Annotated in this window: 9 protein-coding genes; 4 read left to right on the forward strand and 5 right to left on the reverse strand. The window is 46.9% G+C overall.

The annotated features are described in order from the left end of the window. Window positions 1-66 precede the first annotated feature (66 nt). From ubiE to ICN18_RS01650, 3 genes are read right to left on the reverse strand one after another with little or no spacing between them, the layout of a single operon-like run. Window positions 67-810 (reverse strand): bifunctional demethylmenaquinone methyltransferase/2-methoxy-6-polyprenyl-1,4-benzoquinol methylase UbiE, encoded by a 744-nt coding sequence (gene ubiE / locus ICN18_RS01640; protein ID WP_216188803.1) that lies wholly within the window; start codon window positions 808-810, stop codon window positions 67-69. Further along, a complete protein-coding gene (locus tag ICN18_RS01645; protein WP_216188804.1) occupies window positions 810-1,208 on the reverse strand; it encodes a gamma-butyrobetaine hydroxylase family protein in 399 nt (132 codons plus the stop codon). The genes ubiE and ICN18_RS01645 overlap by 1 nt, the downstream gene beginning before the upstream one ends. Next, window positions 1,208-5,047 (reverse strand): DUF3683 domain-containing protein, encoded by a 3,840-nt coding sequence (locus ICN18_RS01650; protein WP_216188805.1) that lies wholly within the window; start codon window positions 5,045-5,047, stop codon window positions 1,208-1,210. The genes ICN18_RS01645 and ICN18_RS01650 overlap by 1 nt, the downstream gene beginning before the upstream one ends. 134 nt (window positions 5,048-5,181) lie before the next feature. Here ICN18_RS01650 and ilvA point away from each other — a divergent pair, with 134 nt between their 5' ends. Genes ilvA through queF form a run of 3 tightly spaced genes read left to right on the forward strand, consistent with a single transcriptional unit; the run spans window position 5,182 to window position 8,505 of the window. Further along, window positions 5,182-6,702 carry a threonine ammonia-lyase, biosynthetic gene (ilvA, locus tag ICN18_RS01655; RefSeq protein ID WP_216188806.1) on the forward strand — a complete coding sequence of 507 codons (1,521 nt, stop codon included), beginning with the start codon at window positions 5,182-5,184 and terminating at the stop codon, window positions 6,700-6,702. Between the two features lie 27 nt (window positions 6,703-6,729). Next, a complete protein-coding gene (locus ICN18_RS01660) occupies window positions 6,730-7,638 on the forward strand; it encodes a 5'-nucleotidase (protein ID WP_215295890.1) in 909 nt (302 codons plus the stop codon). Window positions 7,639-7,677: 39 nt separating this feature from the next. Continuing rightward, window positions 7,678-8,505 (forward strand): NADPH-dependent 7-cyano-7-deazaguanine reductase QueF, encoded by an 828-nt coding sequence (gene queF, locus ICN18_RS01665; protein WP_216188807.1) that lies wholly within the window; start codon window positions 7,678-7,680, stop codon window positions 8,503-8,505. A gap of 113 nt (window positions 8,506-8,618) precedes the next feature. Here the strand turns inward: queF and ssb are convergent, their stop codons facing one another. Then, window positions 8,619-9,074, reverse strand: coding sequence for a single-stranded DNA-binding protein (gene ssb, locus ICN18_RS01670; RefSeq protein ID WP_216188808.1), 456 nt, complete (start codon window positions 9,072-9,074; stop codon window positions 8,619-8,621). 81 nt (window positions 9,075-9,155) lie between these two features. Next, window positions 9,156-10,340, reverse strand: coding sequence for an MFS transporter (locus ICN18_RS01675; RefSeq protein WP_216188809.1), 1,185 nt, complete (start codon window positions 10,338-10,340; stop codon window positions 9,156-9,158). A gap of 37 nt (window positions 10,341-10,377) precedes the next feature. On the opposite strand from ICN18_RS01675, the gene uvrA reads away from it, so the two are divergent. Beyond that, the gene (gene uvrA, locus ICN18_RS01680) at window positions 10,378-13,275 is read left to right on the forward strand and encodes an excinuclease ABC subunit UvrA (protein ID WP_216188810.1); all 2,898 of its coding nucleotides are present in this window, start codon (window positions 10,378-10,380) and stop codon (window positions 13,273-13,275) included. The last annotated feature ends 12 nt before the right edge of the window (window positions 13,276-13,287 follow it).

Here is a 13,287-nt window from a genome sequence, read left to right on the forward strand (position 1 = left end):
GTATTTACCCCTTCTTATAACTGCTGAACTTCTTTAGTTTTTAAGAGTTTAAAAACTATACAACCATCAGTATTTAATACCAATATGTAGGGCAACGATACCCCCAGTCATCCTGTGGGTTTCCACTTCGTCAAAACCCACTCCTAACATCATTTCTTTGAGGGTTTGCGCATCAGGGTGCATGCGAATAGATTCTGCTAGGTAACGGTAGCTTTCTGAATCTTGCGCAATCTTCTCGCCAAGCCAAGGTAACACCTTAAAGGAATAGGTGTCATATACCGGCTGCAAGAAAGCATCTGGCTTAGAAAACTCCAATACTAAAACGCGGCCACCCGGCTTGATTACACGACGCATCTCGCCCAAGGCAATATCTTTATGGGTCATATTGCGTAAACCAAAAGCAACAGTCACCACATCAAAATGATTGTTTGGAAAAGGAATTTTCTCTGCATCAAACTGAACGCAAGGCAAAGCCATGCCGCGATCTAACAAGCGATCACGCCCAACGCCCAACATAGAGGCATTGATGTCACTTAACCAAACCTGAGCATCAGGGTTGCGACCCCAATCGGTGGCTTTTGCAAAAGCGGCTGCCAGATCACCAGTACCGCCAGCAATATCTAAAATCTTCTGACCAGGGCGTACATTTGCACGAGCGATCGTTACTTTTTTCCAAACGCGATGTAAGCCGAAGGACATTAAGTCATTCATCACATCATATTTACTAGCTACCGAATGAAATACCTCAGCGACCTTGCCGGCCTTTTCAGCTTCATCAACACTTTGATACCCGAAGTGCGTTTTACTCATTAGTGACTTCCACAAGAATGGCCTGATGCACCGCCTGACTGAGTCATCGGTGCATCACGATCTAAACCAGCAGCGGCCAATTTATCTAAATGCTCTTTCCACAATTGCTCCTGGTTTTCACACAGAAACAATAAATAATCCCAGGTAAACAAGCCAGAGTCATGTCCATCAGAAAAGCTAGGCTTGAGAGCATAGTGACCTACTGGCTCAAGGTTAGCAATTAAGACATCCCGCTTACCGGTTTGCAAGGTTTCTTGACCCGGTCCGTGCCCTTGCACTTCAGCAGAAGGAGACAAGACTCTTAACAATTCAAAAGGCAAGCGATAAGTAGTGCCGCCCTCATAGGAGAGCTCCAATACTTTAGATTGTTGATGCACTACTACATTGCTTGGAATCATTAAACGAGCACTCTCTCAATACCGCCTTGGTTGGCTTTGGCCACATAGTCTTGCATCCAATCTTTACCAAGAATCTTCTGGGCCATTTCAACCACGATGTAGTCAGCTGTGGTGTCGCTATCGGCATCAAAGCGAGTTAAGCCTTGCAAGCAAGATGGGCAGCTGGTCAAGACTTTGACATCGCCAGTGAAATCATCTTTACGTAAATCATTGGCAGCTTTCTCCATCTCAATCTGTTTACGGAAACGTACTTGAGTAGAGATGTCAGGACGAGTCACCGCTAATGTGCCAGATTCGCCGCAGCAACGATCATTTTTCTGAATCGCTTTGCCATCTTCCAATTGAATGAGTTCATTCACCGTCTTCAATGGATCTTGCAATTTCATTGGAGAGTGACAAGGATCGTGATACATGTACTTCACGCCCGTGACGCCAGAAAGCTTAACGCCTTTCTCAGCTAAGAACTCATGGATATCAATAATGCGGCAACCAGGGAAGATCTGCTCAAACTGATATCCCGCCAACTGGTCATAACAAGTACCGCAAGAAACGACCACAGTCTTGATGTCCAAGTAATTTAAGGTATTGGCCACGCGATGGAATAACACGCGGTTATCCGTAATCATCTTTTCCGCTTTATCAAAGTCACCATTACCCCGCTGTGGATAGCCGCAGCAGAGGTAGCCCGGAGGCAATACAGTTTGTACGCCAACATTCCATAACATCGCTTGAGTAGCTAGGCCAACTTGTGAGAACAAACGCTCAGATCCACAACCCGGGAAATAGAAGACCGCCTCAGTATCTGCAGAAGTCGTTTTAGGGTCACGAATAATCGGAACGTAGTTGGCATCCTCAATATCCAACAAAGCACGCGCCGTTTTTTTAGGTAAGTTGCCAGGCATTTTCTTATTCACAAAGAAAATCACCTGCTCTTTAACGCTCGGCTTACCAACAGTTGCTGGTGGATGTGCCGTTTGCTGTTTTGCAAACTTACGCAACACATCATTGCCCAAACGCTGCAATTTATAACCCCAGCCAATCATGGTCTTACGAGCCAGATGAATACTTTCTGGGCTGGTTGCATTCAAGAAGAACATTGACGCAGCAGTGCCAGGATTAAAACGTTGTTGACCCATCTTGCGCAAGAGATTACGCATGTTCATAGTCACATCACCAAAGTCAATCTTGACCGGGCAAGGCGTTAAACACTTGTGACAAACCGTGCAATGTGCGGCGACGTCATCAAACATTTCCCAATGACGAATCGAAACACCACGTCGGGTTTGCTCTTCGTATAAGAAGGCTTCGATCAATAAGGATGTTGCAAGGATCTTGTCGCGCGGGCTATAGAGCAAGTTTGCACGTGGTACGTGGGTTGAGCAAACTGGTTTGCATTTGCCACACCGCAAACAATCTTTCACGCTATCAGCAATCGCACCAATATCGCTTTGTTGCATGATGATTGACTCATGCCCCATCAAGCCAAAGCTCGGTGTGTAGGCCATGCTGAGGTCAGCATGCGGCATCAACTTCCCTTTATTGAAACGGCCTTCTGGGTCAACACGATTCTTGTAGCTACGAAAGTCTTTGAGTTCGGCTTCAGTTAAATACTCTAATTTGGTAATACCGATACCATGCTCGCCAGAAATAACGCCATCCAATGAACGCGCTAACTTCATGATGCGATCAACTGCACGATGGGCATCTTGCAACATCTCATAGTCATCAGAGTTCACTGGAATATTGGTATGCACGTTACCGTCACCAGCATGCATGTGCAGCGCTACGAACACGCGCTTACGCAAAATGGTTTTATGAATTGCTTCTAACTCAGCTAGGATCGGCTCGAATGCCAGACCACCAAAGATGATGCGCAACTCTGCACGCACTTCTTCTTTCCATGAGGCACGCAAACTGTAATCCTGCAGACGAGGGAAATATGAATCCATTTCCATGAGCCACTCAGCCCATTTTCCACGAACCTTGGCAATTAAATCTAACGCTTGCTGAACACGATCGCCCAAGATTTCTGCTGTCGGAATCTCATACTCAGCATCACTTTTACCTAGCGGCAATGCGCTCTTTTTCAAGAAAGTCTCAAGACCATCGAGTACTTGTAACTTATTCTTAAGAGAGAGCTCAATGTTGATGCGATCAATGCCGTCGGTGTACTCGCCCATACGTGGCAAAGGAATCACGACGTCTTCATTAATCTTAAAAGCATTGGTATGACGGGCAATCGCAGCCGTGCGGGCACGATCAAGCCAGAATTTCTTACGAGCTTCGGCGCTGACTGCAACAAAACCTTCGCCAACGCGCAAATTCGCCATGCGAACTACTTCACTAGTGGCTGCAGCAACCGCTTCTTCATCGTCACCCGCAATGTCACCGATCAATACCATTTTCGGCAAGCTATTGCGCTTTGATTTAGTAGAGTAGCCCACTGCACGCAAGTAACGATCATCTAAATGCTCAAGTCCAGCCAAGATTGGGCCGCCTTGCTTACTGAGCCCATCTAAGTAAGCTTTGATTTCAACAATACTAGGAATAGCTTCACGCGCTTGACCAAAAAATTCCAAACAAACAGTGCGCATGAATTTTGGCATGCGATGCAATACCCAAGTTGCGCTAGTAATTAAACCATCGCAACCTTCTTTTTGTACGCCAGGCAAACCTGATAAAAATTTATCAGTAACGTCTTTACCTAAACCTTCTTTGCGGAAACGTCTGCCTTCAACTTCAAGCAATTCTGTTTTCAGAATGCGTTGACCAGGCTCACTATTACCATCGGACCACGTTAGCTGAAAGCGCACTGTCCCCACATCATGAATCTTGCCCATGTTGTGTTCGAGACGCTCTACATCCAACCAATTACCTTCTGGGTCAACCATACGCCAGCTGGCGAGATTGTCTAAAGCAGTTCCCCAAAGAACCGCTTTTTTACCACCAGCATTCATCGCGATATTGCCACCGATGCAACTTGCATCAGCAGAAGTCGGATCAACCGCAAACACAAGACCAGCATGCTCTGCAGCGTCAGAAACGCGACGTGTAACGACACCAGCGCCTGTAAAGATGGTTGATACTTCACGATCCATTCCAGGAAGCTTTTTAGACTTCACGCCGCCGATATCTTGTAGCTTCTCGGTATTAATTACTGCTGACATTGCGTAGAGTGGAATAGCGCCGCCGGTATAGCCAGTGCCACCTCCACGAGGAATAATCGTGAGTCCTAATTCAACACAAGCTTTGACTAAGCCTGGAATTTCAGATTCGTAGTCAGGCTTGAGAACGACGAGCGGAAACTCAACGCGCCAATCGGTTGCATCTGTAACATGAGCAGCACGAGACACACCATCAAAACAAATATTGTCAGATGCAGTGTGACGTCCCAATTCTTTACGAGCACGCTTACGAATGACTTCAACTTCCTTAAAGCCATTTTCAAAATTTTCAATTGCGCGATAGGCGGCGGCTAATAGAATTTCTACTTGGTCTGCAGAGTCGCCACTATTACGCTTCTTCACCTCACCGAGACGGTGCCAGAGCGCATCAATTAATTGTTTGCGGCGGTTAGGGCTATCAAGCAAGTCATCTTGCAAAAAAGGGTTACGCTGTACCACCCAAATATCGCCCAGAATTTCAAACAACATGCGAGCTGAACGGCCTGTTCGGCGAACGCCACGCAAGTTATTGAGAACGTGCCAAGACTCCTCGCCCAGCAAGCGAATAACAATCTCTCGATCGGAAAAGGAGGTGTAGTTGTAGGGAATCTCTCGAAGACGGGGAGAGCCCGCTTCAGCATCCAACAACTGGTTCAAAGCTAATGGTGCGTTCATAGCGACATATTTGATAAATAAGCATTTTAATTGAGCGAACCTGATAGTGGCAGGATTCTGAGAAAGTTGCTCCCCGAAGGGATAAACCCTTGCAAATCTAAGGGCTTAGGAGCCATCCGTGGTACGCTCATTGGATGGCAACGAACTATTTAAAGAAAATTTTATCGGCTCGCGTCTATGACGTAGCCAGAGAAACCGAACTTCAGCTCGCCCCCGAACTGACTAAACGTTTGGGCAACCAAGTTCTCCTGAAAAGGGAAGATAACCAGCCGGTTTTCTCCTTCAAGCTCCGTGGCGCCTATAACAAAATGGCCCATTTACCCCCAGAAGCTTTAAAACGCGGGGTTATTGCTGCTTCAGCAGGTAATCATGCCCAAGGCGTAGCCCTTTCGGCTGCCAAAATGAAATGCAAAGCCGTCATCGTGATGCCGGTGACCACTCCGAGCGTCAAAATCGATGCAGTGAAGGCTAGAGGGGGCTCCTGGGTGGAAATCATCCTTCACGGTGAATCCTATAGCGATGCTTTCAAGCACTCTGAGATCCTCGGCAAAAAACGGGGGCTCACTTTTGTTCACCCCTTTGACGACCCGGATGTGATCGCAGGCCAAGGAACGATTGCTCACGAAATTTTTACTCAATATGAAAAACCGATCGATGCAGTATTTGTAGCTATTGGTGGCGGCGGTTTGATTTCTGGCATTGGTGAATACATCAAAGCCGTTAGTCCAAAGACAAAAGTGATCGGCGTCCAAGCTTCAGATTCTGATGCCATGAATCAATCACTCAAAGCGAACAAGCGCATTGAAATGAAAGATGTTGGTTTGTTCTCTGATGGTACCGCCGTGAAACTCGTCGGCAAAGAAACATTCCGCATCTGCAAAAAAGTAGTGGATGAAATTGTCACTGTCGATACAGACGAAATTTGTGCAGCAATTAACGATGTTTTCACCGATACTCGCAGCATTCTGGAGCCTGCTGGCGCACTTGCTATTGCAGGCATGAAGAAGTATGTTGAGAAGAAGCGCATCAAGAAGAAAACCTTAGTAGCTGTGGCTTGCGGGGCCAATATGAACTTTAGTCGCCTGCGCTTTGTAGCTGAGCGTGCAGACGTTGGTGAGTTCCGCGAAGCCGTATTTGCAGTCACCATCCCCGAAGAGCGTGGTTCATTCAAACGCTTCTGCGAATTGCTTGGCAAACGAAACGTTACTGAATTTAACTATCGTATTGGCGATCAAAGCGAAGCGCATATTTTTGTTGGCATCAGCACACAAAAAGCTGGCGATAGCGAGACGATTGCAAAGCATTTCCGTAAAGCAAAGTTTGCGACGATTGACCTTACTCACGATGAATTAGCAAAGTCTCATTTACGTCATATGGTTGGCGGTCACTCTGCGCTTGCTAAAGATGAGCTTCTCTATCGATTTGAATTCCCAGAGCGCCCCGGCGCACTGATGAAGTTCTTGACCAGCATGGCACCGAACTGGAATATCAGCTTGTTCCATTATCGTAATCACGGGGCTGACTATGGTCGTATTCTGATTGGTATTCAGGTTCCCAAGAATGAGCAGAAGAGGTTCCAAAGCTTTTTGGCTGGCCTAGGCTACCCACATTGGGATGAGACCAACAACCCGGCTTATCGCCTGTTCTTAAAATAAGACGAATACCTAAGACGCAATTCATCTATGTCATATACGCTCACCGGAAAACTTGTCGTCGCAATCTCCTCGCGCGCCCTGTTTGATTTCGAAGAAGAAAATCGTATCTTCGAATCGACCGATGACAGCGCTTATATGAAGCTACAGCTTGAGCGCCTGAGTGAGGCCGCTCAAAAAGGGGTGGCATTCCCCTTAGTCAAGAAACTCCTCGCCTTTAATGAAGAAGGTGAGCAGCGTGTTGAGGTAGTCATTCTGTCCCGTAATGATCCCGTCAGCGGCCTCCGTGTGTTCCGCTCAGCAGAACATCATGGCCTGCATTTAGAGCGTGGCGTATTTACCAGAGGGCGCCCTCCGTATCATTACCTCCGCTCTCTGCATGCCAACCTCTTCCTATCTGCAAACGAAGATGATGTTCGAGCAACAATTGATGCTGGCTTTCCCGCAGCGCGTGTTTATCCAGAGTCTAGTAAAACTGCTGAGTCCCACCCAAATGAAATCCGCATTGCATTTGACGGAGACGCGGTACTGTTCTCTGATGAAGCTGAACAAGTATTCCAGAAAAAAGGTCTTGAAGCATTCGTAGATCATGAGAGCAAAAAGGTTGACATTCCTTTGCCGCCGGGCCCCTTCAAACCCTTACTAGAAGCGCTTCATAGACTACAACGCTCCACTAGTGAAAACGGTATGCGTATACGCACCGCACTAGTTACTGCACGCTCAGCACCCGCACATGAACGCGCTATTCGCACTCTAATGGCATGGGGCATTGATGTAGACGAAGCAATGTTTTTGGGCGGTTTATCCAAGAGTGAGTTCCTGCGTGAATTCGAACCAGACTTTTTCTTTGATGATCAAACTGGCCACTGTCAATCGGCTGCTTCTGTTGCGCCAACTGGCCACGTTGTATCAGGTGTATCGAATAAGCCAAAAAGCTAAAAACATAACGACTTAAAACGAAAAGAAACAAAGTAATTCATGGCAACGTTACCGCTCGGTCAATCCACACAATACCCAGATCAATACGATCCGAGTTTGTTATTTCCGATTCCAAGGGCTGAGAACCGCAAGAAGCTTGGTCTTCAAGACGGTCAAGCATTACCATTCGTCGGTGTAGATATTTGGAATGCTTTTGAACTTAGCTGGCTCAATAAAAAGGGTAAGCCCCAAATTGCATTAGCTGAATTTCAGATTCCTGCAGACTCACCGAACATGATTGAGTCCAAGTCATTTAAGCTGTATCTCAATAGCCTCAATAGCGCTCGCTTTGAAGATGAAAGCGAAGTTAAAGAGCGTCTCATCAGAGACTTATCGGCGGTCGCCGGCAGCAAGATTACGACCCGTATCAACCCAACTGAACTTATCTCCAAAAAAGGGATGCAAGAAATGGGAGGTATTTTGATGGACAGATTGGATATTGAAGTAGATCCAAACTTGCCAGCAGACCCAAGCCTGTTGGGCGTGAATGAATCCTTTGGTCCAATTGAGCAATGCTTAGTCTCACACCTACTTAAATCAAACTGCCCTGTTACAGGTCAGCCAGACTGGGCGAGCGTACAGATACGCTATCAAGGTAGACCGATCCTAGAGGAAGGTTTATTGCGCTACCTCGTTGGCTTTAGGAACCTAGGTGAGTTTCATGAGCATTGCGTAGAAACCATCTTTACCGACATCAAGCGTCAGTGCAAACCAGAGAAACTTTCTGTGTATGCGCGATACACAAGACGTGGTGGATTGGATATCAACCCATTTCGCACTGATCACAACTCGCCGTGGCCTGAAAATATTCGGCACGCGCGGCAGTAAGCAATTTAATAAGTTTTAAAAGTAGGCAAATAAAAACCCCTTGTAGGAAATCCTAGAAGGGGTTTTTGCTATTCAACCCACCGGCCAATAACTAGCGAGTTGTTTGGTAATGCTTAAAACGGAATATCGTCATCCATTGCGCCCAGTGATGCAGCGTTTGATGCTGGTGGGGCAGACTGTTCAGCCGGCTTTGAGCGGCTGTAGCTTTCGCCACCATCACCACTGCCACCAACTGGCTTACCACCGAGCATTTGCATTGTTTCTGCAACGATCTCTGTGGAATACTTTTCTTGGCCGCTAGCATCAGTCCATTTGCGTGTACGCAAACGACCTTCAACATAAACCTGCGAACCTTTTTTGAGGTACTGACCAGCGATTTCTGCGAGCTTGCCAAAGAATGCAACACGGTGCCATTCTGTGGTTTCTTTCATTTCGCCAGTTTGTTTGTCTTTGTAGCGATCAGATGTTGCTACTGAAATGTTTGTAACGGCGTCGCCGCTTGGCATGTAACGCGTCTCTGGATCTCGTCCTACGTTACCTACGATGATGACCTTATTTACCGAAGCCATGTTGTCTCCCGAAGAAAAATACTGCTGTTATTACTGCTAAAAAATAAACTGCTCGCTTTAATTTAATTAATGAAGCTGCGGTTATGTCGTTGTGCTTACATCCTTTGATTCTGTTGCTCTCGTTGGCATTTCGCCCATCGACCAAGCAATTATAAGCCAGCAAACTAGAAGGGCTGCACCCATCGCAAAGACCGATAAATCGCCATGGCTATCCATCAAATAACCTCCAATGACGGCGCCTGAGAAGAGGCCAATCGATTGAGTAGTGTTGTAAACACCCAATGCGGTACCTTTAGATTCTTTAGCAAAACGGGACACCAAGGAAGGCTGTAAGGCTTCGAGCAAATTAAAGCCTACAAAATAAATCAATAGCGCAGCCGCAATAGACATGACGGAATTCGCTTGTGTGAATACTGCTTCAGCAATTAATAGCAAAACAATCGCAACTAACAAAACTGTTCTTAATTTTTGTTTCTTCTCACCGTAAATAATTCCTGGCGCCATGAATACAAATGAAAGCAGCACTACGGGAAGATAAATCTCCCAATGGGAAGAGAGTGGCAATCCTGCCTGCACTAGTAAACGTGGCACTACCAAGAACATCGCTACTTGAGTTGCATGCAATACAAAGACGCCGAGATTTAAACGCATTAACTCAGGGCGAAAGAAAACTTCTTTCAATGAAGCTTGTTGAACTTTTGCATCAGGCTTGCTTGTTGGCAATACGTAATAAGTCACAAACATCGCAATCACGCCTAACGCTGCCAGAATGATAAAAATTCCGCTGAGACTAATCGCACGATAAATCGGTGCGGCAATCACTAAAGATAAGGCAAATGAAAGGGCAATACTGCCACCGACTAATGCCATGGCTCGCGTACGAACCTGCTCACGAGTCAAATCGGCCACCCAAGCTGAAATCGCTGCTGAAACTGCGCCAGCACCCATAATTCCGCGACCAATGGCGATCCAGAGCAAGTCATCCTTGGCAGCACAGATCAGCGCGCCAGCAACAAATAAGGAGAGCCCCCATAAAACGACCGGTTTACGGCCAATTCGGTCAGATAAACGACCTAAAGGGATATAAAAACAGGCTTGAACAATGTTGAAGATTCCGAGGGTCAAACCAACCCAGAGTGCGTGCTCGCCACCCGGCAAGCCCCGCGCATGAATGCTGAAGATGGGCAATAGCAAGAACAGGCCCAGCATACGGAGGCCAAATATGCCTGCTAAGGCCAGAGTGGAGCGAAGTTCAGAAGGATTCATGGGAAAGAGCTATATTAACAAGTTACGCTAAAAAATCATGAATAACGAAATCAAGATCCGCGGTGCCCGCACCCACAACCTCAAAAACATCAATCTAGACATTCCTAGAGAGAAACTTGTTGTCCTTACTGGCTTATCAGGTTCAGGCAAAAGCTCATTGGCTTTTGACACCCTGTATGCGGAAGGTCAACGTCGCTATGTTGAATCGCTCTCAGCTTATGCCCGTCAGTTTTTGCAACTCATGGAAAAGCCAGATGTCGACACGATTGAAGGGCTTTCACCAGCGATTTCGATTGAGCAAAAAGCAACCAGTCACAACCCACGCTCAACCGTTGGTACCGTTACTGAAATTCATGATTACTTACGTTTGCTGTTCGCACGCGCAGGCACACCACATTGCCCAGATCACGATCTTCCATTAGAAGCGCAAAGCGTTTCTCAAATGGTCGATACCGTGTTGTCGATGCCAGAAGATACAAAGCTCATGATTCTTGCTCCAGTAGTGAGTGAGCGCAAAGGCGAGTTTGTCGATCTCTTCCAAGACTTGCAAGCACAAGGCTTTGTGCGCTTTCGCGTCCGCTCTGGAGGCGGCACAGCAAACGTAGCCAAAGCAGAAATTTTTGAAGTCGATCAATTACCGACGCTCAAGAAAAACGATAAGCACTCGATTGAAGTGGTGGTGGATCGCATTAAAGTGCGTCCTGATATTCAGCAGCGTTTGGCGGAGTCTTTTGAGACCGCCCTACGTTTAGCCGATGGCAAAGCCATGATTGTGGATATGGATACTGGCAAAGAGATGATTTTCTCTAGCAAGTTTGCTTGCCCAGTGTGCTCATACTCACTTCAAGAACTAGAGCCGCGTCTCTTCTCTTTTAACAACCCAATGGGTGCTTGCCCATCGTGTGACGGCTTAGGGCATCAGTCTTTCTTTGATCCAAAGCGCATCGTTGCTCACCCTGACTTATCGCTTGCCTCTGGCGCCATTAAAGGCTGGGATCGTCGCAATCAGTTCTATTTCAAACTCCTTCAGACCCTCGCTAAGCATGGTGGCTTTGATGTCGAGAAGCCATTTGAGACTCTCAACAAGAAACAACAAGATCTCATTCTCCTGGGCTCCGGTGATGTCACTATTCCATTTGAGTACATCAACGAGCGCGGTAAAAACAGTATTCGCGAACACGCTTTTGAAGGCATTGTTGCCAACTTTGAAAGACGCTATCGCGAAACGGATTCCATGACAGTGCGTGAAGAATTGTCACGCTATCAAAATGTGCAGACTTGCCCAGAATGTAATGGCAGCCGTTTACGTAAAGAGGCCCGCTTTGTCAAAGTGGGTGAGAAAAAACAATCGCGCGCTATTTATGAAATTAGCGCCCTGCCACTTAAGGAAGCTAAAGAATATTTCGAGACCCTGGAGCTCAAAGGCGCTAAGCGAGAAATTGCCGATAAGATCGTTAAAGAGATCGGTGCACGTCTACGCTTCTTAAATGATGTGGGTCTTGACTACCTTTCACTCGAGCGTAGTGCCGATACCTTATCTGGCGGTGAAGCCCAACGTATTCGCCTAGCAAGCCAGATCGGCTCTGGCTTAACGGGCGTGATGTATGTTTTGGATGAGCCATCGATTGGTCTGCATCAACGCGATAACGATCGCTTGATTGGAACCCTGAAGCACTTACGTGATTTAGGTAATAGCGTCTTGGTGGTCGAGCATGACGAAGACATGATTCGCGCCTCTGACTGGGTGATTGATATCGGCCCTGGTGCTGGCGTTCATGGTGGTGAAGTGGTTGCACAAGGTACACCTGCAGAAGTGGAAGCAAACCCGAACTCTTTAACTGGTGCCTACCTCGCTGGCCGCGAAGCCATTGCAGTCCCAGAAAAACGGGTTCCGGTGAATGATCGCTTCTTAGAAATTATTGGTGCGCGTGGCAATAACTTACAATCCGTACATGCAAAGATTCCAGTTGGCTTGCTAACTTGCGTTACTGGTGTATCAGGCTCTGGTAAATCCACCCTCATTAACGACACCTTGCATCATGCAGTTGCACAACATCTGTATGGCTCGAATGCAGAGCCTGCAGCACACGATGCAATTAAGGGTCTAGAGCATTTCGATAAGGTGATTAGTGTTGACCAGTCTCCAATCGGCAGAACCCCACGCTCTAATCCTGCAACCTACACAGGACTATTTACTCCGATTAGAGAACTCTTTGCTGGAGTTCCTGCATCACGTGAACGGGGCTATGAAGCAGGTCGCTTCTCCTTTAATGTCAAAGGTGGTCGCTGCGATTCTTGTGAAGGCGATGGCGTTCTTAAAGTAGAAATGCATTTCTTGCCAGACGTGTACGTGCCTTGCGATGTTTGTCACGGCAAGCGCTACAACCGTGAGACCTTAGATATTCGCTACAAGGGCAAGAATATTCACGAAGTGTTGTCGATGACAATCGAACAAGCTCATGAGTTCTTTGAGGCGGTTCCGGTAGTCAAACGCAAACTCAAAACATTACTAGATGTAGGTCTGGGCTATGTGAAGCTTGGCCAAAGTGCTACGACCTTGTCTGGAGGCGAAGCACAACGCGTCAAACTGTCGCTTGAACTCTCTAAGCGTGATACCGGCAGAACCTTATACATCCTAGATGAACCAACTACTGGCTTGCATTTCCATGACATTCAGTTGTTGCTCACTGTAATCCAAACACTCAAGAAACAAGGCAATACGATTGTCATCATTGAGCACAACCTCGATGTGATTAAGACCGCTGATTGGATTATTGACTTAGGACCTAAGGGTGGCGCTGGCGGTGGACAGATTATTGCTACCGGTACACCAGAAGATGTTGCTAAAAATGAACTCAGTTTTACGGGTCACTACTTGGCACCACTGCTAACTCGTAAAGCACCCACTCCTGTAGCCAGTAAAAAGAAAAAGTAAGGCGCTATCAGA

It is taken from the genome of Polynucleobacter parvulilacunae (genome assembly GCF_018881715.1).
Lineage (GTDB): Bacteria > Pseudomonadota > Gammaproteobacteria > Burkholderiales > Burkholderiaceae > Polynucleobacter > Polynucleobacter parvulilacunae.